At 72.9% G+C, this 19,422-nt stretch carries 22 protein-coding genes; 13 read left to right on the forward strand and 9 right to left on the reverse strand.

From position 1 onward, the window contains the following. Positions 1-136 precede the first annotated feature (136 nt). A complete protein-coding gene (locus tag AC3RJ8_RS11625) occupies positions 137-3,001 on the forward strand; it encodes a glycosyl hydrolase (RefSeq protein WP_489712774.1) in 2,865 nt (954 codons plus the stop codon). Between the two features lie 87 nt (positions 3,002-3,088). Here the strand turns inward: AC3RJ8_RS11625 and trxA are convergent, their stop codons facing one another. Beyond that, positions 3,089-3,466 (reverse strand): thioredoxin, encoded by a 378-nt coding sequence (gene trxA, locus AC3RJ8_RS11630; RefSeq protein ID WP_489712775.1) that lies wholly within the window; start codon positions 3,464-3,466, stop codon positions 3,089-3,091. Positions 3,467-3,626: 160 nt separating this feature from the next. Here trxA and AC3RJ8_RS11635 point away from each other — a divergent pair, with 160 nt between their 5' ends. After that, positions 3,627-4,196 (forward strand): NUDIX hydrolase family protein, encoded by a 570-nt coding sequence (locus tag AC3RJ8_RS11635; RefSeq protein WP_489712776.1) that lies wholly within the window; start codon positions 3,627-3,629, stop codon positions 4,194-4,196. 52 nt (positions 4,197-4,248) lie between these two features. Here the strand turns inward: AC3RJ8_RS11635 and AC3RJ8_RS11640 are convergent, their stop codons facing one another. The 3 genes from AC3RJ8_RS11640 to AC3RJ8_RS11650 form a co-directional block, all read right to left on the reverse strand. Then, positions 4,249-5,892: an ATP-binding cassette domain-containing protein gene (locus AC3RJ8_RS11640; RefSeq protein ID WP_489712777.1), complete on the reverse strand. Its 1,644-nt coding sequence runs from the start codon at positions 5,890-5,892 to the stop codon at positions 4,249-4,251. A gap of 191 nt (positions 5,893-6,083) precedes the next feature. Beyond that, a complete protein-coding gene (locus tag AC3RJ8_RS11645; protein WP_489712778.1) occupies positions 6,084-7,754 on the reverse strand; it encodes a sodium:solute symporter family protein in 1,671 nt (556 codons plus the stop codon). Then, a complete protein-coding gene (locus AC3RJ8_RS11650) occupies positions 7,751-8,071 on the reverse strand; it encodes a DUF4212 domain-containing protein (protein WP_489712779.1) in 321 nt (106 codons plus the stop codon). Before AC3RJ8_RS11650 ends, AC3RJ8_RS11645 begins: the two co-directional genes overlap by 4 nt. Positions 8,072-8,336: 265 nt before the next feature. On the opposite strand from AC3RJ8_RS11650, the gene AC3RJ8_RS11655 reads away from it, so the two are divergent. From AC3RJ8_RS11655 to rdgB, 7 genes are all read left to right on the forward strand, one after another. After that, positions 8,337-8,801 (forward strand): hypothetical protein, encoded by a 465-nt coding sequence (locus tag AC3RJ8_RS11655; protein ID WP_489712780.1) that lies wholly within the window; start codon positions 8,337-8,339, stop codon positions 8,799-8,801. A 73-nt stretch (positions 8,802-8,874) separates the two neighbouring features. Further along, positions 8,875-9,210: a hypothetical protein gene (locus tag AC3RJ8_RS11660; RefSeq protein ID WP_489712781.1), complete on the forward strand. Its 336-nt coding sequence runs from the start codon at positions 8,875-8,877 to the stop codon at positions 9,208-9,210. Further along, positions 9,207-10,937 (forward strand): sodium/solute symporter, encoded by a 1,731-nt coding sequence (locus tag AC3RJ8_RS11665; RefSeq protein ID WP_489712782.1) that lies wholly within the window; start codon positions 9,207-9,209, stop codon positions 10,935-10,937. The genes AC3RJ8_RS11660 and AC3RJ8_RS11665 overlap by 4 nt, the downstream gene beginning before the upstream one ends. Then, the gene (locus AC3RJ8_RS11670) at positions 10,924-12,273 is read left to right on the forward strand and encodes a sensor histidine kinase (protein ID WP_489712783.1); all 1,350 of its coding nucleotides are present in this window, start codon (positions 10,924-10,926) and stop codon (positions 12,271-12,273) included. Before AC3RJ8_RS11665 ends, AC3RJ8_RS11670 begins: the two co-directional genes overlap by 14 nt. Positions 12,274-12,279: 6 nt before the next feature. After that, positions 12,280-13,101 carry a LytR/AlgR family response regulator transcription factor gene (locus AC3RJ8_RS11675; RefSeq protein ID WP_489712784.1) on the forward strand — a complete coding sequence of 274 codons (822 nt, stop codon included), beginning with the start codon at positions 12,280-12,282 and terminating at the stop codon, positions 13,099-13,101. 84 nt (positions 13,102-13,185) lie between these two features. Continuing rightward, positions 13,186-13,920 carry a ribonuclease PH gene (rph, locus tag AC3RJ8_RS11680; protein WP_489712785.1) on the forward strand — a complete coding sequence of 245 codons (735 nt, stop codon included), beginning with the start codon at positions 13,186-13,188 and terminating at the stop codon, positions 13,918-13,920. 2 nt (positions 13,921-13,922) lie between these two features. Then, positions 13,923-14,591 (forward strand): RdgB/HAM1 family non-canonical purine NTP pyrophosphatase, encoded by a 669-nt coding sequence (gene rdgB / locus AC3RJ8_RS11685; RefSeq protein ID WP_489712786.1) that lies wholly within the window; start codon positions 13,923-13,925, stop codon positions 14,589-14,591. 28 nt (positions 14,592-14,619) lie between these two features. Here rdgB and AC3RJ8_RS11690 read toward each other — a convergent pair whose 3' ends face one another. The 3 genes from AC3RJ8_RS11690 to murI are packed head-to-tail and all read right to left on the reverse strand — an operon-like array spanning position 14,620 to position 16,621. Further along, positions 14,620-15,021, reverse strand: a complete 402-nt coding sequence (locus AC3RJ8_RS11690) for a DUF3054 domain-containing protein (protein WP_489712787.1) — start codon at positions 15,019-15,021, stop codon at positions 14,620-14,622. Further along, positions 15,018-15,821, reverse strand: a complete 804-nt coding sequence (locus AC3RJ8_RS11695) for an MBL fold metallo-hydrolase (RefSeq protein WP_489712788.1) — start codon at positions 15,819-15,821, stop codon at positions 15,018-15,020. The genes AC3RJ8_RS11690 and AC3RJ8_RS11695 overlap by 4 nt, the downstream gene beginning before the upstream one ends. Beyond that, on the reverse strand, positions 15,818-16,621 hold the full coding sequence (gene murI / locus AC3RJ8_RS11700; protein ID WP_489712789.1) for a glutamate racemase: 804 nt from the start codon (positions 16,619-16,621) through the stop codon (positions 15,818-15,820). Before murI ends, AC3RJ8_RS11695 begins: the two co-directional genes overlap by 4 nt. Before the next feature lie 194 nt (positions 16,622-16,815). On the opposite strand from murI, the gene AC3RJ8_RS11705 reads away from it, so the two are divergent. The 4 genes from AC3RJ8_RS11705 to AC3RJ8_RS11720 are packed head-to-tail and all read left to right on the forward strand — an operon-like array spanning position 16,816 to position 18,394. Beyond that, the gene (locus tag AC3RJ8_RS11705) at positions 16,816-17,733 is read left to right on the forward strand and encodes a Rho termination factor N-terminal domain-containing protein (protein WP_489712790.1); all 918 of its coding nucleotides are present in this window, start codon (positions 16,816-16,818) and stop codon (positions 17,731-17,733) included. Next, the gene (locus tag AC3RJ8_RS11710) at positions 17,730-17,927 is read left to right on the forward strand and encodes a hypothetical protein (RefSeq protein WP_489712791.1); all 198 of its coding nucleotides are present in this window, start codon (positions 17,730-17,732) and stop codon (positions 17,925-17,927) included. Before AC3RJ8_RS11705 ends, AC3RJ8_RS11710 begins: the two co-directional genes overlap by 4 nt. Beyond that, on the forward strand, positions 17,914-18,141 hold the full coding sequence (locus AC3RJ8_RS11715) for a hypothetical protein (RefSeq protein WP_489712792.1): 228 nt from the start codon (positions 17,914-17,916) through the stop codon (positions 18,139-18,141). The genes AC3RJ8_RS11710 and AC3RJ8_RS11715 overlap by 14 nt, the downstream gene beginning before the upstream one ends. A gap of 7 nt (positions 18,142-18,148) precedes the next feature. Continuing rightward, positions 18,149-18,394 (forward strand): hypothetical protein, encoded by a 246-nt coding sequence (locus tag AC3RJ8_RS11720; RefSeq protein WP_489712793.1) that lies wholly within the window; start codon positions 18,149-18,151, stop codon positions 18,392-18,394. A 4-nt stretch (positions 18,395-18,398) separates the two neighbouring features. On the opposite strand, the gene AC3RJ8_RS11725 is transcribed toward AC3RJ8_RS11720, so the two are convergent. After that, positions 18,399-19,043, reverse strand: coding sequence for a DUF2017 family protein (locus AC3RJ8_RS11725; RefSeq protein WP_489712794.1), 645 nt, complete (start codon positions 19,041-19,043; stop codon positions 18,399-18,401). Next, complete coding sequence (clpS, locus tag AC3RJ8_RS11730; protein ID WP_489712795.1) at positions 19,040-19,375, reverse strand: ATP-dependent Clp protease adapter ClpS; 336 nt, start codon at positions 19,373-19,375, stop codon at positions 19,040-19,042. Before clpS ends, AC3RJ8_RS11725 begins: the two co-directional genes overlap by 4 nt. Positions 19,376-19,422 lie beyond the last annotated feature (47 nt).

Below are 19,422 nucleotides of genomic sequence, written 5' to 3' on the forward strand. Positions count from 1 at the left end.
CGAGGTTGCACGTGTCACCCGACTGCGCCAGAGTGTTGGGATCGCTTCCACACGTCTGCCCCGGGCCGATCAAGGACGTCGGCCGTGGGACGTGGGCCGACGTGCTCGACGAGGCGACCGACCTGCGAGGTGAACGATGACGTTCTCACAACCCGCGCGACACCGGCGGACCGCCCGCGTCGCGGCGCTCGCCCTGCTCGCCGGCGGCGCAGTCACGGCAGTGGCCCCGCCGGCCTCGGCCGACGTCGTGGACGTCGGCGAGGGCAGCTATACGACCGACCCGGTCGGCCCCACGCCCCAGGGGTGCGACGCCGTGGAGGCGGACCCGCGCGCCTTCGTCACCGACGACGCGCCCGACACCCCGCTGCCCACCAACGACTGGTGGACGTCGCTGGCGTACAAGGTGTTCGACTGCTCCTTCAGCGCACCCCTGCACGCGCACCCGGCCTCCTACCTTCCGTCGGCCGGCGGCCTCGGCATCTCCTACACGACCGAGGCGGCCATCAGCGGCAGCGGCGCGGGGGTCAGCGAGTACCACTACCCGTACACCGAGGACCTCCGCGCGGGCGTCGTCGGGATGGACGCCCCGCACGTCGCCGTCGCCGACTGGACCGACTGGACCGTCACCCCGGTGTGGGACGACGGCGACCAGTCCCTGCGCGCGACCATCGGCCACGGCCTGCCGCTCGCCTGGTTCGAGGCGACCGGCGGCGACGCGCAGCTGACGTTCGCCGGCACCCCGGAGGTCTGGCTCGACGAGCCCGGTCGGCTCGGGGTGCGCGTCGGCGGTGCCGACTACCTCGCCGTGACCCCGGACGGCGTCCCGTGGTCCGTGAGCGGCACGTCCGCGACCGCACCCACCGGCCGCTACGCCGTCGCCGTCCTGCCCGACGTCCCCGCGGCGGAGCGCGCCGCGCTGGTCGACGACTACACCGCCGCCGGCCGCACCCCGGTCACCGGCACGCGCGCCGACTACACCTACGACGTCGACGACTCGGTGGTGCGCACCACCTACACGTTCGAGACGACGCCCTGGCCGGGAGCGCCCGACGGCGGCACCGTCGCCGCCCTGTACCCGCACCAGAGCGCCCACCTCACCGAGGCGTCCCCGAGCGGCCCCACCTACGTCTCGCCGCGCGGCGACATGGTGGTCCTGACGGACGCCACCGAGTTCACCACGACCACCCCCTACGGCGGGGTCCTGCCCGAGCTCCCGGCCGTGGCGACGTCGGCCGGCGCCGACCGCGCCACCCTGGAGGCCTACCTCGACGAGGTCGGCGACCCGCTCGACCAACGCCAGGCGGACACGTACTGGACGGGCAAGGCCCTCGGCCGGGCCACGCGGATCGTGGAGATCGCCGACCAGCTCGGCCGGACCGCCCAGCGCGACGAGGCGCTCGACGCCGTGCGCGACGTCCTCACCGACTGGTTCACCGCCACGCCGGGCAAGACCGAGCAGGTCTTCGGCTACGACGACCGCTGGGGAACCCTCATCGGCTACCCGGCCTCGTACGGGGCGGACACCGAGCTGAACGACCACCACTTCCACTACGGCTACTACGTCGCCGCGGCCGCCACCCTGGCCCGCTTCGACCCGCAGTGGGCCGCCGACTACGGGCCGATGGTCGACCTGCTCATCCGCGACGCGAACGGCTACGACCGTGACGAGACCCGGTTCCCGTACCTGCGCGACTTCGACGTCTACGCCGGGCACGACTGGGCCTCCGGCCACGGGGCGTTCGCGGCCGGCAACAACCAGGAGTCCAGCTCGGAGGGCATGAACTTCGCTGGTGCGCTCGTGCAGTGGGGCGAGGCGACGGGCGACGACGAGGTCCGTGACGCAGGCGCCTACCTGTACGCGACGCAGGCGGCCGCGATCCAGCGCTACTGGTTCGACGTGGACGGTAGCGCGTACCCCGACGCGTTCGAGCACCCCGTGGTCGGGATGGTCTGGGGCGACGGCGGCTCCTACTCCACGTGGTTCAGCGCCGAGCCGGAGATGATCCAGGGCATCAACACGCTGCCGATCACGGGGTCGCACCTGTACCTCGGGGACTCGCCGTCCACCGTGCGCGACGCGTACGACCACCTCGAGGCCGTCAACGGCGGTCCGCCGACGGTGTGGCAGGACATCCTGTGGAGCTATCTGGCGCTCGGCGACGGGCAGCGGGCGCTGGACCTGCTGACGTCCTCGTCGTTCGAGCCGGAGGAGGGCGAGACACCCGCGCACACGTTCCACTGGGTGGCCAACCTGGCCTCCCTGGGCACGGTGGCCGACGACGTCGGCGCGGACCACGCGCTCGCGGCAGCGTTCGACGGCGACGAGGGGCGCACGTACGTGGCGGCCAACGTCACCGCGGCTCCCCTGACCGTGACGTTCTCCGACGGGACGGCCGTCGAGGTGCCCGCCGGGCGGACGGTCGCGACGGGGGCGCACCAGTGGTCCGGCGGCGGTGCGCCGGGCGGCCCCGGCCCGGACCCCGACCCGACGCCGGACCCGGACCCCACGCCGGACCCCGAGCCCGGGGACTTCGAGCCGGTGCGGCACCTCGGGCAGGACGGCACGCTCGACGCCGCCGCGGGCACCGGCGGGCGCGTCGAGCTGGCCGGCGCCGGCGGCCAGAACCGTGACGGCACCCCGCACCAGCCGGCCGTCTTCGAGGCGACCGGGCTGACGGCGGCGCACACCGGGCAGGACACGGCGTTCTCGTTCGCCGTCGACGCCGGGACCGAGGTCGGGCTGGCCGTCCAGGCGCGTGTCACCTACGACCTGGACGGCGACGGCGACGCTGAACGGACCGAGACGTACGCGTACTTCGCGACGGACCCCGTGCCGGGCGACGAGACCTACACGGCCACCGGGCGACTGACCTCGTCGCAGGGTGGGCTCGGCGACCTCGACGACGGCACGGTGCGCGTCGAGCTGTGGAGCGTGCTCGGCAGCGGCAGTCCCACGGTCGCGACCGGAGCGGCGTCGTCGCTCAGCCTCCCGTTCTCCTGAACCGCGTCCTCCAGCCCTTGCAGGAAGCACGACGGCCGCCGCCGGACCCGAGGTCCGGCGGCGGCCGGTGCATCGTGCGGGAAGCGCTCAGCCCTGCTGCTCGCCGTTGGACGCGGCGGCGATCTGGGATCGCACCTCGTCCATGTCGAGGCCCTTGACGGCGTCGACGACCTGCTTGAGCTGCGGGGCGGGCAGCGCACCCGCCTGGTTGAAGACGAGCACGCCCTCGCGGAACGCCATGAGCGTCGGGATCGCGGTCACCCCGGCGGCCGAGGCGATCTGCTGCTGCGCCTCGGTGTCGATCTTGGCGTGCACGACGTCGGTGTTCTCCTCGCTCGACGCCTCGAACACGGGCGCGAACTGGCGGCAGGGGCCGCACCAGGAGGCCCAGAAGTCGACCAGCACGATGTCGTTGTCCTTGATCGCCTGCTCGAACGTGGTGTCGGTGAGCTCGACGGTAGCCATGCGTAGTCCTCTCGTGGGGGGGTTGCCTCTTGGGCACAGCGCCCGCACGCGCCCAGGTATTCCGCCGCGCGTCGCGACCGCGGACCGAGCGTGTCCCACGTCACCGCGACCGGGGCACCAGCGCGGGCCGGGACGGCCGTCGGGCTGGTAGAAACGAAGGGTGACCGACACCGCCGAGTTCCCACCGGACGACGAGAACGAGCACCCCACCGGGCAGGCCGGATGGTTGACACCCGAGGAGATCGCCGCGGTCCGGGCCCAGCTGCCGCTGGTGTACGTCGACGCCGTACCCGTGCGGGTCGACGAGTCCGGCGACGTCGTCTCCGTCGGCCTGCTGCTGCGTGCCACCCCGCTCGGCAGCATGACCCGTGCGCTCGTCACCGGCCGGGTCCTCTACCACGAGCGCGTGCGCGACGCGCTACTGCGCCACATCGAGAAGGACCTCGGCCCCGTCGCCCTGCCTCAGGTCCCGGCGTCGCCGCAGCCGTTCACGGTCGCCGAGTACTTCCCCACCCCGGGCATCACGCCGTTCCACGACCCTCGTCAGCACGCGATCTCGCTGGCCTACGTGGTGCCGGTCAACGGCGACTGCCGCCCTCAGCAGAACGCCCTCGACCTCGCCTGGCTCACGCCGGAGGAGGCGTGCAGCGATACCGTGCAGGCGGAGATGGTCAACGGCCAGGGCACGCTCGTGCGCCAGGCGATGGCCCACGTCGGACGTCTCGACTGACCCCGCCGCGATGGTACGCCGCGAGGTAGCGCACGGTCCGTCGAGGTAGCGCTCACCCCAGCCCGAGGACCGGCCAGTCGGACAGGTCGGCCCGCATCCGGCGGTCGTGGGTGGCGACGACGACGGCCGCCGACGTCCGCTCGAACGCGATCGTCAGCGCGTCCACGAGGTCCACGGACAGGTGGTTGGTGGGCTCGTCCAGCACCAGCAGGTGCGGTGCGTGCAGCAGCGCGAGCGCGATGTCGAACCGTCGTCGCTGTCCCACGCTCAGCTCACGCAGAGGTCGCTCGAGCTCGTCCTCAGTGAGCAGCCCCAGTGCCGCCACGGGGACCAGGTGGTCAGGGTCGAGCTCGCCGCGGTCCAGCAGGGCGAGCGCCTCGGTCGCGTACGCGTCGAAGCCCGACGGCGACGAGCCCCCCTCGATGCCTGCGCTCGCCGTGCGACCCTCCTGCCCGACGACGCCGATCCGCACGCCGTCGCGGGACGCCCGGGTGCCGCGGGCGAGCGGCAGCGTCCCGGCGAACGCGCCGAGCAGCGTCGACTTGCCGGTGCCGTTGGGCCCGACGACGAGCAGGCGGCCCGACGGCGGGACGGCCAGCCGCGTGCCGGGCAGGTCGAGCCGCACACCGCCGTCGGGCGCCTCGACGCGCGGCGATCGCAGGTCGACGAGGGGATCGGTGGGGTCCCAGCCGGCAGACAGGGCGGGCAGGTCCGGGAAGGTGAGCTCCAGCGGTGGGGGCGGGACGTCGACCGCCTCGGCCTTCAGCTTCTCGACGAGACGGTCGGCGGCCTTGACGTGGATGCGGGCGCGCGTCCCCCGGCGGTGCTTCTGGGATCCCTTGGGCGGGCGCCACTCGTCCGACAGGCCCTCGTAGGACCGGTCGAGCCGGTACGCGAGCTCGGCGGCGCGCTGCTCCTCGGTGCGGTAGCGCTGCTTCCACCGCTGCAGCGCCTGGTTCTTCGCGAACCGGTAGGACAGGTACCCCGGCTGCCCGTAGAGCACGGGGATGCCGTCCATCGACGGGTCGAGGTCGTAGACGGCGGTGACGACGTCGTCGATGAGCTCGCGGTCGTGGGTGACGAGCACGACGCCGCCGTGCCACCCCAGCACCGTCTCGGTCAGGTACGCCAGGCCGGAGTCGTCGAGGTGGTTGGTCGGTTCGTCGAGGAGCAGCAGGTCGGCGCGCTCGGCGAGGCGGCAGGCGAGACGCACGCGGTACCGCTGCCCGACGGAAAGCGTCGCGAGCCGCCGGTCACGGTCGCGGACCGCGCCGAGCCGCGTCAGTGCCTCGTCCACGCGCCGGTCAGCGTCCCACGCGGCGAGGTGCTCCACCCGGGCCAGGAGGTCGCCGAGCTCGCGCAGGTCGCCGCCGTCGTGATCGAAGGCTGCCGCGGCGGCCTCCAGGTCGGCCGCGAGACGGCGCAGGTCCGCCAGCGTGGCGTCGACCAGGTCACCGACCGTCAGCCCGGACGGCACGGTGAGCTCCTGCTCGACGAGCGCCACCGACCCGCTGCGGCGCACCTCGCCCGCCGACGGCACGAGATCGCCGGCGAGCAGGTGCAGCAGGGTCGACTTGCCCGACCCGTTCTCGCCGACGACGCCGAGCCGCACGCCGTCGGACACCCGCAGGTCGACGCCCGCCAGGACGGGACGGCCGGGGTAGCCGAAGGCGAGGTCCGAGGCGACGAGGTGCACCGCACCACCCTACGTACCCCGCACCCGCTCCTCCGCCGCACGCCCTCGTCCCGCCTGCCCGCTCCGGACCGAGAGAGGGCACAAGGACGGGGGCTCCCTGCTCCGCGCGGTCGTCAGACCGGAAGCGGAGGGCGCGCAGCGCCCGTGAGCGCGACCGCGCGGAGCAGGGAGCCCCCGTCCTTGCCGCAGACCTACTCCGCAGCAGGCGCCTCCACCCGCGCGGCCGGGTAGCGGATCCCCTCCACCATCTCCTGGACGTGCTCCGACGGTGGCGCCGTGAGCCTCGACACCACCACGGTGACGATGATGTTCACCAGCGCACCGATAGCACCGATGCCCTCCGGGGAGATGCCGAAGACGTGCTCGTTCGCGGACGTCCCGAACACGTCGAGCGTGTAGATCATGTACGACGCCGTGAACACCAGGCCGGAGATCATGCCGGAGGCCGCACCGATCGCGTTGGCGCGCTTCCAGAAGATCCCCAGCACCAGGATCGGGAAGAACGTGGAGGCCGCCAACCCGAACGCGAAGGCGACCACCTGGGCCACGTACGCCGGCGGGTTGATGCCACCGTAGATCGCGACCACGACGGCGAGACCCATGGCGATGCGGCCCACGAGCAGTCGCCGCGACTCCGAGGCCTCCTTCTTGACGACCCGGAAGTACAGGTCGTGCGAGACCGAGGACGAGATGACCAGCAGCAGGCCGGCCGCCGTCGACATCGCCGCCGCGAGACCGCCCGCGGCGACCAGCCCGACGATGGGCGCGGGCAGGCCCGCGATCTCCGGGGTGGCCAGCACGAGGATGTCGTTGTTGACGATGAGGTCGGCACCCGACTCGGGGTCGTTGCTGAGCGAGGTGATCGTCGACGCGCTGTCGGAGACGGTGACCAGTCCGGTCGCGGCCCAGTTGTTCACCCAGGCGGGCAGCGAGGCCACGGCCACGCCGTCGACCGACTGCATGAGGTTCAGCTTGGTGAACGCCCCGACCGCCGGCGCGGTCGTGTAGAGCAGACCGATGAAGAACAGCGCCCAGAACGCGGAGAACCGGGCCCCGCGCACCGACTTGGTCGTGTAGAACCGGATGATGACGTGCGGCAGCCCGGCCGTGCCGATCATCAGCGACATCGTCACCAGGAACACGTCCAGCTGCGGCCGCGCGGCGAACGCCTCGGTGTACTGCGCGAGACCGAACTTCTCGCTCAGCGCGTCGAGCTCGGCGAGGATCTGCCCGAACGTCACCTGAGGCACGGGGAAGCCGGTCATCTTCTGCGCGATGGTCCACGCCGGAATGAGGTAGGCGACGATCATCACCGTGTACTGGGCGACTTGGGTCCAGGTGATGCCCTTCATGCCGCCGAGGACGGCGTAGAGGAAGATGATCGCTGCGGCGACGGCCACGCCGCCCTCGATGGACAGGTTGAGGAAGCGGCTGAAGACGATGCCACCACCGCGCATCTGCCCGACCACGTAGGTGAACGACACGATGATCGCGGCGACCGCGGCGATGAGCCGCACGTACTCCGAGTACCGGTCCCCGACGAACTCGGGGACGGTGAACTTGCCCCACTTGCGCAGGTAGGGGGCGAGCAGCAGCGCGAGCAGCACGTAGCCGCCGGTCCACCCCATGAGGTACACGGAGCCGTCCGACCCCATGAAGGCGATGAGCCCCGCCATGGAGATGAAGGAGGCCGCGGACATCCAGTCCGCCGCCACGGCCGCGCCGTTGGCCACGGCGGGGATGCCCTGGCCCGCCACGTAGAAGCCCTTGGTCTCCTTCACCCGGCTGCGCCAGGCGATGGTCAGGTAGACGGCGAAGGACAGTCCCACGAAGACGAGGGACCACATCTGGATCTCGCTCACAGCCGGTTCCCCTCTCCGTCACGCTCGGCGACGCCGTACTCGTCGTCGAGCCGGTCCATGCGCAGCGTGTACACCAGGATCAGGATGATGAAGGTGTAGATCGATCCCTGCTGCGCGAACCACAGACCCAGCGGGAAGCCGAGGACCACGATGGTGTTCAGCTGCTCGATCAGCAGGATCCCGCAGACGAACGAGACCACGAACCAGATGCTGAGCAGCACCACCATCAGCCGGAGGTTCTTCTTCCAGTACTCCTGCCGCCAGCCGTTGACCGGTGGCCCTGGATCTGACGAGCTCTCGTGCACGCTGTCCGTCATCGGACGCTCCCTTCGTCGCGAACTCCCGGGCACCGTCGCCCGGGATACGTCCCACCGGGTGAGCGAATCGCACCGTTCGTGCTGGTCACAAGGCCTGGTCTCCCGACGGCGCGGACGGTCCCGCGAGCGGTGGCGGGAGACCCGTGACCGGCACGACCACGCGGCCCGACCGCTCGCGCCGCCTGATCGACCGCTCGCCGGACGAACCGCACCGCTCACCGACCGGCGGGGTCGAGGCGAGGTGGAGCGCGCCTAGAGTCGGCCCATGGCCTCGACGACGAGCACGCCCCTCGGCAACCTGCTCCGCGCGGGCGGCCGAGCCGGAAAGCCGCGCAAGCAGATCCTGCACCCCGGCAGCGTCGGCCTGCTGGTCGGCGCCCTGGCCGTCATCGTCGGGAGCATGCTGCCGTGGGTCCTCACTCCCCTCGGGAACATCAACGGCCTGGCGGGCCCCGGTCAGCTCACCCTGTGCGGCGGGTTCATCGCCGTGGCGGGCGCCCTGATCCCCCGCCGCTGGGTCGCCGTGTCGCACAGCTTCCTCGCCGGCGGTGGCGTCGCCTTCGTGGCCGTCTGGCAGCTCCTGCGGCTCGTCCAGGTCAGCGAGGCGACCGACGCCTGGGGCCAGGCGATGCCGGGCATCGGGCTCGTCATGGTCCTCGGCGGCGCCGTCATCCTCCTCACCACCGGCGTCCGGCTCGTCCGGACGCCCGCGGTCGCGCCGCCGTCGTGAACCGCCTCCCGCCGGGCGCAGCACAGGGGGCGGCACTGTTGCTGGGAGCCTGCGCTCCGTAAGGTGCTCGTTCATGGACGACGACGTCGACGCTCGGCACACCCCCGCGGAGGTGGACGCCACCTTCCGCACGCTGCGGCGCGTGGCCGTCGGCTACTTCGTCGTCTTCCTCCTCGCCGTGGCCGCCTTCCCCGTGCTCACCCTGACCCTGGACTGGTGGTCCGAGGCCCGGCTCGCGGGCGGCATGAGCCCCGGCTTCCTCGTCGCAGCGTTCGGCCTCTACGTCTTCTTCGCCGTGCTGGGCGTCGCCGTCGCGCGGCTCTCGTCCGCCGTGGAGCACCGCATGCTGGGCGACGCCCGCGACGACCCGGCCGACCCCCGGCTCGACGGGACCGGTGAGGTTCCGTGACCACCTCCAGCGCCCTGACCCTGGCGGCCGTGCTGGCCGCGCTGACCGTCGTCGCCGTCGTGATGCGTCCGCGCGGAGCGTCGACCGTCGACTTCTACCTGGCCGGTCAGCGGGTCGGGGTGGCGACGAACGCCTGGGCCATCTGCGGCGACTACTTCTCCGCGGCGTCGTTCCTCGGGGTGGCCGCGGCCGTCTACGCCACCGGGCTGGACGGCGCCTGGTACGCGGTCGGCTTCGCCGCCGGGTTCATCCCCGTGCTGCTGTTCGTCGCGGCACCGCTGCGCCGGTTCGGGGAGTTCTCCATCCCGGACTTCCTCGGGCGTCGCCTCGGCTCGGAGCGGGTGCGCCTGGTCGCCGTGGGCGTGGTCCAGCTCGTCATCCTGTCCTACCTCGTGCCGCAGACCGTGGGCTCCGGGATCACCTGGGAGCTGCTCGTGGGGTCGGGCGTCCTCGGGCTGTCCCCCTACGCGACGGGGATCCTCGTCTCGACGGCCGTCGTCGCGGGACTGGTGGCGTTCGGGGGCATGCGGGGGACCACCTGGACCCAGGCCGTGCAGTTCCTGCTCCTGCTCGGCGCGCTGATCTGGCTGGCCGCGACCGTCGTGGGCGCGGGCTTCCACTACGGCGACGCCGTCGCGGAGCTGTCGAGCACCCCGCTGGAGAACCCCGCCACCGACGGGGGCCTCGCCTCCGAGGAGAACGCCCTGCACCCCGACGAGCCCGCCGTGTTCGGCCAGCCCGGCGCCCGCTACGGCGGCCTCGGCCAGTTCGCGCTCATCATCACCCTCGCGATGGGCACCGCCGGGTTGCCGCACGTCATGAACCGCTACTTCACGTCCCCGACCGGCGCCGCCGCCCGCACCACCACGGTGTGGGTGCTCTGCCTGGCCGGCGTCTTCTACTCGCTGGCCGTCATGCTCGGCACGGCGGCACGGGAGATCGTCCCGAGCGCGGTCGCGGACCATCCGTGGCTCGCGGAGCTCACCGTCGACGGCGTGCTGCAGGTCCCCGAGCACGCCCTGCCCGTGCTCGGCCGCATCTACGGCGGCGACACCGGGCTCGGCGTGATCGCCGCTGGTGCCCTCATCGCGGTGATGTCCACCATCGCCGGGCTGCTGCTCGCCGCCGCGGCCTCCTGGGGTCACGACGTCTACGAGCGGCACATCAACCCCCGCGCCACCCAGCGCCAGGCGGTCCTGGCCGGCCGGGTCACCACCCTGGCCACCGCCTGCGCCGCGGCGGGCCTCGGTCTGGTCATGCGGCCGGAGGCCTTCACCGCGGCCACCCCGTCCATCGTGGCGACCATGGTCACCTGGGCGTTCGCGATCGCCGGCTCCGCGCTGACGCCGGTGTTCCTGCTGGCGATCTGGTGGCCGCGCACGACGGCGGCAGGAGCCGTCGCCGGCATGTCCACCGGCATGGTGGTCGCCGTGAGCATGTTCACCGCCGGGCTGTTCGCCGCCGGCGGCCTGCTGCGCGAGGCGCTGGTGACGCCCACGCTCGTGGCGGCCCCGCTGGCAGCCGCCGTCACGGTGATCGTCTCCCGCCGGACCGTGCCGCCGGCGGACGTCGAGAGGTCGTGGCTGATCATGCACGGCACCGCCGCCGACCGGCACGCCGAACGTCTCGCCCGCCTCGTGCTGGCGGAGAACAGGCGACGCCGCGCCGCGGCACGGGCACCGCGCACCGCGCGCACCGCACGAGGGGTGCGCCGTGCGCGGGGGTAGCCGGTTGCTCGCCGGTGTCCTGGCGGCGGCCTGGGCGGTGGTCTACCTCGTCACGCAGGTCCTCGTCGACCCGTCGCTCGGCGTGCTGCCGACCCTGGCGGCCGGCGTCGTGGTGAGCACCGTCGTCGTCCTCGGCTACCCGTCCGCGCTGCGGGGACCACGGGGCGGGCCACGCGGTGGAGCGCGCGGTGCCGCCGCGGCCACCCGCCGGTCGTGGCGGCCGTCCCGTCAGCGCGACCCCCGGGGCGTGCGCGACGGGCTGACGATCGCGGCCGCCGGTCGGTCGATGCCGCTGCGCAACGGGCTCACGGCGGACGCGGCCCGGCGCACCGCCCAGCTCATCAAGCCGTTGCTCGGCGGCGACGCCGTGGCGATCACCGACACCGAGCAGGTGCTCGCCTTCGTCGGGCCGGGTGCCGACCACCACCACGTGGGCGGCACCCTGCAGACCCGCGTGTCCCGGCTGGCGCTCGACAAGAAGCGCACCGTCGTCATGCACGCGCGCGACGGGATCGGCTGCCCGGAGCCCGACTGCCCGCTGCGGACCGCCGTCGTCGCCCCGCTCGCCGTGGCCGACAGGGTCGTGGGCACCCTGAAGGTCTACCGCGTCCACGACGAGCCGGCGCCGCGCGTGCTCGTCGACGACATGGCCTCGATGCTGTCGCTGCACCTGGAGCTCGCGGAGATGGACCGCGAGCGCCACCTGGCCTCCGACGCCAAGCTCGACGCGCTGCGGGCCCAGATCAACCCGCACTTCCTGTTCAACATCCTCAACACGATCGCCTCCAAGTCGCGCACGGACCCCGAGGAGTCGCGCCAGCTCCTGCTGCGCCTGAGCGACTTCTTCCGGTACGCGGTGCGCCAGGACGGCCACTTCGCCGAGTTCAGCCAGGAGTACTTCTTCGTGCGGACGTACGTGTCGCTGGAGCAGGCACGGTTCGGCGACCGCTTGCGCGTGCGCTACGACCTCGACCCCCAGGTGCTGACCTCGCGGGTGCCGGTGCTGGTCATCCAGCCGATCGTGGAGAACGCCGTCAAGCACGGCATCGCGGACTCCGTGACCGGGGGGACGGTGCAGCTGCGCGCCCGGGTGGACCCGTTGACGCGGACCACGTCGATCCGTGTCAGCGACGACGGCGCCGGCATGGACCCGGAGGTGCTGGAGCGGCTGCTGGCGGGCAGACGTCCGGGCACGGCGGGCCCGCGGCACTCCGGCGTCGGGCTGTGGAACATCTCCCAGCGCCTCGACTCGCTGTTCGGCGACCGGTACTCGTTCGACGTGGCGTCCACCCCGGGCAAGGGCACCACCGTGGACCTGCAGATCCCGCTAAGGTGACCCGCGATGCGACCCAAGGCCCTGATCGTCGACGACGAGGCCCCGGCACGGGCCGAGCTGCGCTACCTGCTCGAGGAGGTGGGGCAGGTCCAGGTCGTGGGCGAGGCCACGAACGGCGAGGAGGCCCTGCTCCTGCTGGGGTCGCTCGACTACGACCTGGTGCTGCTGGACGTGCGCATGCCCGGTGGCTCCGGTCTGGAGGTCGCCGCGGCGTTGCGGGACCGGCCCGACCCTCCGAAGGTCATCTTCACCACGGCCTACCCGGACCATGCGGTCGACGCGTTCGACCTCGCCGCGGCGGACTACCTGCTCAAGCCGTTCGACGCGGACCGGTTGCGGCGTGCCCTCGACCGAGCGCTGGCCGACGACGGCACGGCGTCGGGGTCCGGTGCGGCCAGCGCGGCCTCGGCTCCGTCGTCGGACGGCGCGAGCCCCGGCGCCGGCACCGCGAGCTCGGCCGGCACGGCAGACCCGCCGTCGCGGGGCGGCGTCGACCCGCTGGTGCGGATCCCGGTGCAGAAGGACGGGCGCACCGTGCTCGTGGACGGGGCGTCGATCGTGTACGCCAGCGCGGCGCGCGGGTACTCCTACCTCAAGCTGGCCGACGAGCGGCTCCTCGTGACGATGTCCCTCAACGAGCTGGAGCGACGGTTGCGGGGACACTTCTTCCGGGCGCACCGCTCCTACCTGGTGAACCTGGACCACGTCCGCGAGCTGGTGCCGGACTTCCAGGGCGCGCTGGTGGTGGTCATGGCGGACCGCCAGCGTTCGCGTGTGGAGGTGTCGCGGCGGCACGCGCGCGAGCTGCGCCGCCGGTTCGGCATGTGACACCCGCCGAACAGGAACCTGGTCCCGGATTCGCCGCCGAAAGCGGGACCAGGTTCCTGTTCGGCGGTGGATAGGGTGTGCGGCATGACGCTTCGCGAAGACGGCCGTACGCCCGACCAGCTCCGACCCGTGTCGTTCACCCGCGGGTGGAGCGAGAACGCCGAGGGCTCCGTCCTCGTGGAGTTCGGCAAGACCCGCGTGCTGTGCACCGCCTCGTTCACCGAGGGCGTGCCGCGCTGGAAGAAGGGTTCCGGCGAGGGCTGGGTCACGGCCGAGTACGCGATGCTCCCCCGGGCCACCAACTCCCGCAGCCAGCGCGAGTCCGTCAAGGGCAAGATCGGCGGCCGCACCCACGAGATCTCCCGGCTGATCGGCCGGTCGCTGCGCGCCGTCGTCGACATCACCGCCCTGGGCGAGAACACCATCGTGCTGGACTGCGACGTCCTGCAGGCCGACGGCGGGACCCGCACCGCGGCGATCACCGGCGCCTACCTGGCCCTCGTCGACGCGGTCGCCTGGGGTGCCCGCCACGGGCACGTCAAGGGCGGCAAGCAGGTGCTCACCGACTCGGTCGCCGCAGTGAGCGTCGGCATCATCGACGGTGTTCCCATGCTCGACCTGCCGTACGTCGAGGACGTACGCGCCGAGACCGACATGAACGTGGTCACCACCGGCTCCGGGGCGTTCGTCGAGGTGCAGGGCACCGCCGAGGGCGTCCCCTTCGACCGGGCCGAGCTGGACGCGCTGCTCGACCTCGCCACCGCCGGCACCGCCGAGCTGACCGCGCTGCAGCAGTCGGCGCTCGCGCAGGAGCTCTGAGCATGCCCCTCGCACGTGCGGACGTCCCGTCGTCGGCCCGGATGGTCCTGGCCACGCACAACCGCAAGAAGCTCATCGAGCTGCTGGCGATCCTGCGCACCCAGCCGGGGCTGGACTCGCTGCCCGACGGCGCCGTCGTCACCGCGGGCGACCTCGGCGCCCCCGAGCCCGTCGAGGACGGGGTGACGTTCGCCGAGAACGCCCTCATCAAGGCGCGTGCGCTCGCCGCGTCGTCCGGGCTTCCCGCCGTCGCCGACGACTCCGGGCTCAGCGTCGACGTGCTCGGCGGTGCCCCCGGGATCTTCTCGGCGCGCTGGGCGGGCCGGCACGGGGACGACGTCGCGAACCTCGGCCTGCTGCTGGCCCAGCTCGGGGACGTGCGCGACGACCACCGTGGCGCGGCGTTCGTCTGCGCGGCAGCCCTGGTCACCCCGGACGGGCGCGAGGAGGTGGCGATGGGTGAAATGCCGGGCGTGCTGGTGCGCGAACCGCGCGGTGCCCACGGGTTCGGCTACGACCCGATCCTGGTGCCCGCCGAGCAGGAGCCGGGCCCGGACGGACGGCCGGGCACGCGCACGTCGGCCGAGCTGACGCCTCAGGAGAAGAACGCGATCAGCCATCGCGGCAAGGCGCTGCGCACCCTGGCCCCGATGATCGCCGAGGCCCTCTGACCCACCCCGTGCACTGTGGGTAGGGAATCTACGGTCCAGCGTCGCGCTGGACCGTCGATTCCATACCCACAGCGACGAAGGACACGATCGCCCGCCAGCCGAGCATCGTGATCGCGAGGAACCCCGCCGTCACCAGCGCGAAGGACCACGCGAAGCCGCCCTCGAACAGCGGCCGCAGCGCCAGGCCGAGGACGACCGTGGTGAACCAGACGACGACGCCGACGGGCCACACCCGCCAGGGAGATCGCCAGGCGCGACCCACCATCCAGCCCACGGCCAGGGCGACGACGAACGGTGCACCCACCGCGAGCACGTGCTCGAGCGAGCCCCCGGAGCCGTGGTTCGAGGTACCCACCAGGGTGAAGGCCACCACGCAGGCCACGTCGCCCGCCAGCGCAGCCGCTGCGCCACGACGCCCGAGCGCGCTCACAGCTCGTACACCTCGCCCGGCACGGCCACGTCCAGCGGTCCCGCATAGGTGCCACGGGCCTCGGCGAGCGGCACCTCCGGATCGGTCCAGATCGTCAGGTGGGTCAGGAGCAGACGTCCGGCCCCGGCCTCGGCGGCGACCCGACCGGCACGCCGGCCCGTCAGGTGGATCCCGGCGACGCCGTCGTCCCGTCCCTCGGTGAACGCCGCCTCGCACAGCAGCAGGTCCGCGCCGCGCGCACCCTGGACGAGCGAGTCGCAGTAGTCGGTGTCGCCGGAGAACACCAGGGTGGCCTGCTCCCCCGGCCGTCGCGCCGACGGTCCGGTCACCCGGATGCCGTAGGCCTCGACCGGGTGCCGCACCGGGAACGGCTCCAGGGTCAGCGGACCGACCTGGACCGACCGGCCCGGCTGCCAGCTCCGGAAGTCGTACTCGGAGTCCATGTCCTCGCCGGGTGTCAGGCCGTACATCGCCGCGGCCCGCTCCCGGGACGTCGTCGGGCCGTGCACGGCCAGCCGCCGCGGGATCCCGGTGCGGTGCGAGCCCCGCTCGGGGTGGTAGCGCAGGTACACGTACAGCCCCGACAGGTCGGCGCAGTGGTCCGGATGCAGGTGCGACAGCCCGACGGCGTCGACGTCGAGGGGGTCGACGTAGCGCTGCAGCGCGCCGAGCGAGCCCGAACCGAGGTCGAGCACGACGCTCCAGTCCCGTTCGCCGTCCGAGGCCTGGACCAGATAGCTGGAGGCGGGCGAGTCCGGGCCGGGCAGGGATCCGGAGACGCCGACGGGCACGAGCCTCATGCGGCCTCCACCAGGTTGACCTCCGGCCCGAGGAACCGGCGCGCGAGGTGCTCGAACTGCTGCGGGTCGCCCGTCGTGGCGAAGCGGTGCGTGGGGGCGGGCGCGTCGAGGGGTCGCTCGAGGTCGTGGGCGACGAGCTTGCGGTAGACGTCCATCGCGGTCTCCTCGGCGGAGGACACCAGGGTGACGTCCTGCCCCATCACGTACGAGATCGGCCCGGTCAGCAGCGGGTAGTGCGTGCATCCCAGCACGAGGGTGTCGACGCCGGCGGCCTTGACCGGCGCCAGGTACTCGGCGGCGATCTCCAGCGCCTCGGGTCCGGACGTCGTGCCCTCCTCCACGAGCCGGACGAACTCGGGGCAGGCCTTGCTCGTGAGCTGCAGACCAGGGGTGACGGCGAACGCGTCGTCGTAGGCCAGCGAGTCGACCGTGGCCTTGGTCCCGATGACGCCGATGCGCCCGGAGCGGGAGGCGACGACGGCGCGGCGGGCGGCGGGCAGGATCACCTCGACCACGGGGATCCCCCGGCGCACGGTGTAGCGCTCGCGGGCGTCGCGCAGCGCCACGGCCGAGGCGGAGTTGCAGGCGATGACGAGCATCTTCACGCCGTCGTCGACGAGCCGGTCCATGACCGCGAGCGCCATGGCGCGCACGGCGGCGAGCGGCTTGGGCCCATAGGGGCCGTTCGCCGTGTCGCCGATGTAGTGCAGCTGCTCGTGCGGGAGCTGGTCGAGCACCGAGCGGGCGACCGTCAGACCGCCCACCCCGCTGTCGAAGATCCCGATGGGGGCGTCGTTCACGGCTGGCAGCCTAACGGCGTGAGGCCCGGAGCACGTGGTTCGTGATCGGCGACACGCGTGGTGGTGACCACATCGCCGCCCGGGCGGCGATCGCGTGAGGTTGCGTGCTCGGCCGATGCTCCGTTCTCTGAGAAGGCAGGGGGCACTCGGGGGTCGTTCCGCTCGTGACCACCCGAAGAGGTGAGGAGTGATCGATGACGAGGACGAATCCCCTGCGGTGGGTCGGGCGGCAGGCTCGACGTGGGTTGACCGACCTTCCGCGCAACGTCGTGTGGGCGCTCGACACCGCGGTGAAGAACCCGGCGGAGTCTGCCGGCGACACCGTCCGGGCCGCTGGTCGACGGGCCGCGTCGACCGTCGCGGACGCCAACCCGTTCGTCGACGGTGCGGACAGCCGGCTGGCTCGCGTGGACGCCGCGATGGAACGGGCCCACGAGCTCGAGGCGCTCGCTCACGAGGAGGCGCAGAAGGCCAAGGAGCAGTCGGAGGCGGCTGCGGCCACGAAGGCGGAGGGCGACCGCCTGGTCGCCGAGTCCCGTCAGGAGGCGGATCGCGAGGTCGCCCGGGTCGCCGCCGACGCACGGCACGAGGCCGACTCTTACGTCGCGGCGAAGCGGGCCAAGGCCGAGCAGGTCACCGCCCAGCGGCTGGCCGAGACGCAGTCCGAGGTGACCCGACGGCTGGAGCAGGCCGAGGACCGGGCCGAGAAGGCCCAGGCGCGCGCCGAGCACGCGATCGAGCGTGCCCGCGAACAGCTCGGCCATGCCCGCGAGCTGGCCGAGGAGGCGGCTGCCGCCGCCCGGCAGGCAGCCGACGAGGCCAGCGCGCGGGCCGAGCGCATGGCCGGCGAGGCCGAGGAGGAGGCACGGGCCGCCCGACGGCGTGTCGAGTCGGTCGAGGGCCGGAAGGAGGCGGTGGCGTCGCAGGGCCGAGGGCTGGGCGCCGACGCCGACGTCGACCCGCTGGACCTCGACGACATGACCAAGGACCAACTGCTCGCCCTGGCGACCGAGATGGGCCTCGATCTGAAGCGCTCCCTGCGCAAGCAGGACGTCGTCGCGGCGATCCGTGATCGCGCACCCCGGCGCGGTCGGAAGGCGAGGGCATCATGATCATGCCGTTCCGGAAGAAGTCGCTCGTCGACCGCGCCCGGGCCGCGCTTCCTGGCAGGAGGCGTTCTCGTGCCGGCGCCACGCGCTCCGGCCTGATCTCGCTCGGCGCGGTCGCCGGGGTGACGGCACTCAGCGCGGTCGTCTCGGCGATCCGGCAGCGGCAGGGAGAGGAGGGCCAGGATGATCAGGCGTAGGACGCTCGGCCGCGCGGTCTTCTTCGGTCTGGGCTACGTCGCCGGAACCCGGGCGGGCCGGGAGCAGTACGCCCGCATCGAGGCCGGGGCCAAGGCTCTCGTCGAGACGCTCCGCCACCGCTACGGCGTTGCCGCCGCACCGCACTCTGGGGCCGGTCCGTCGTCGGCGGCGGAGCCCGATCCGTACCAGGACATCAGGCTCGGCACGCCGTGAGGTGACCATGCTCATCGAGATCCGCCTGCTGGCACGCCTGTTCCGCATCCCGTTGCTCCGGGTCGAGGGCGTCGTGGCCATCCGCGACGCAGCGGGTACCGCGACCGAGGGTCAGGGCATCGGCACGTCCGGTCACGGCGGACGCCCGTCGTCGGCGATCGGCCGCGACCTCGCCGTGGCCGAGGCCATCATGGCGGAGCTCGGCACGCAGGCAGGACCGGGCAGCGCTCGCTCGCCCGCCGACCGGTCGTGAGGGCTCAGCCGCCGGCGCGGCCGGCGCGCAGCTCGGCGAGCATCTCGTCCATGAGGGACTCCTGGGCGAACCCCGCGGCGACGAACACTCCGCCCCAGTAGGACCGCTGCTCGGCGTCCAGCCCGGCGGCGTCCATGGCCTCCGGGTCGGCGCCCCGCGACCCGGTGCCGCCGTCCTCGACGACGCCCAGCCCCGTGAGCACCTCGTGGTGCAGGTGCTCGACGTCGGCGTCGTCGTCGAGGCCGAGACGCTCCCCGAGCACCAGGCGCACGTCCGTGAGGGCCCCGGCGAAGTCCTGCGCCGCCTCGCGCGTGACCAGCACCTCGCCGTCACCCTCGACCGTGTCGGCGAAGTGGTGCAGCCGCGTCAGCTTCCCCGCCGCGAGGTCGGTCTGCGTCAGGTGCCGGAACTCGGCGGCCACGTCGGCGTCCTCGCGGTGGGCGTCCGGCAGCAACCGCTGCACGGCGGGGTCACGCGGGACCCGGGCCACGCCGGTGAACGCCACCGCCTCGTCCGTCACCTCGTCCGGCAGGCCGGCGTCGGCGCTCAGCAGGCCCGCGACGTCGCGGGCGACCCGTGCCAGCACCTCGCGCTCGACCGGCTCCCAGTGCGCGACGAACCCTGCGGGCGTGGCACGGAACGGCGTCACGCGTCCTCCCCCGCACCCGACAGACCGCTCGTGCCCGGGGCCCCGGACTGCTGCATCGTGGCCCACAGCCCGAAGCCGTGCATCGCCTGCACGTCGACCTCCATCCGTTCGCGGGGGCCTGTCGAGACGACGGCCCGCCCTTCGTGGTGCACCTGCATCATGAGCTTCTGCGCCTTGGCCTGCGGGTAGCCGAAGTAGCTCTCGAACACGTAGGCGACGTAGCTCATGAGGTTGACCGGGTCGTTCCAGACGATCGTCACCCAGGGGTCGGCCAGCCGGGACACCTCCTCGGTGCGGGTGTCCTCCTGCGTCGCCGAGATCGTCGTCACCACAGCACCAGGGTAGGGGGACACGCGCCGCTGATGCTGCTCCCGGGCCT

The organism is Isoptericola sp. MSGPD8_1_ISO-PGPR-S23-394, from assembly GCF_058072785.1.

What these genes read in the sequence shown, in the direction of transcription:
- AC3RJ8_RS11695 (WP_489712788.1), bottom strand. Translation starts at nt 15,821, where the DNA reads ATGAGGCTCGTGCCCGTCGGCGTCTCCGGATCCCTGCCCGGCCCGGAC.
- AC3RJ8_RS11675 (WP_489712784.1), top strand. Translation starts at nt 12,280, where the DNA reads ATGCGACCCAAGGCCCTGATCGTCGACGACGAGGCCCCGGCACGGGCC.
- AC3RJ8_RS11710 (WP_489712791.1), top strand. Translation starts at nt 17,730, where the DNA reads ATGATCATGCCGTTCCGGAAGAAGTCGCTCGTCGACCGCGCCCGGGCC.
- AC3RJ8_RS11655 (WP_489712780.1), top strand. Translation starts at nt 8,337, where the DNA reads ATGGCCTCGACGACGAGCACGCCCCTCGGCAACCTGCTCCGCGCGGGC.
- trxA (WP_489712775.1), bottom strand. Translation starts at nt 3,466, where the DNA reads ATGGCTACCGTCGAGCTCACCGACACCACGTTCGAGCAGGCGATCAAG.
- AC3RJ8_RS11660 (WP_489712781.1), top strand. Translation starts at nt 8,875, where the DNA reads ATGGACGACGACGTCGACGCTCGGCACACCCCCGCGGAGGTGGACGCC.
- AC3RJ8_RS11720 (WP_489712793.1), top strand. Translation starts at nt 18,149, where the DNA reads ATGCTCATCGAGATCCGCCTGCTGGCACGCCTGTTCCGCATCCCGTTG.
- AC3RJ8_RS11705 (WP_489712790.1), top strand. Translation starts at nt 16,816, where the DNA reads ATGACGAGGACGAATCCCCTGCGGTGGGTCGGGCGGCAGGCTCGACGT.
- AC3RJ8_RS11650 (WP_489712779.1), bottom strand. Translation starts at nt 8,071, where the DNA reads ATGACGGACAGCGTGCACGAGAGCTCGTCAGATCCAGGGCCACCGGTC.
- AC3RJ8_RS11625 (WP_489712774.1), top strand. Translation starts at nt 137, where the DNA reads ATGACGTTCTCACAACCCGCGCGACACCGGCGGACCGCCCGCGTCGCG.
- rdgB (WP_489712786.1), top strand. Translation starts at nt 13,923, where the DNA reads ATGCCCCTCGCACGTGCGGACGTCCCGTCGTCGGCCCGGATGGTCCTG.
- AC3RJ8_RS11715 (WP_489712792.1), top strand. Translation starts at nt 17,914, where the DNA reads ATGATCAGGCGTAGGACGCTCGGCCGCGCGGTCTTCTTCGGTCTGGGC.
- rph (WP_489712785.1), top strand. Translation starts at nt 13,186, where the DNA reads ATGACGCTTCGCGAAGACGGCCGTACGCCCGACCAGCTCCGACCCGTG.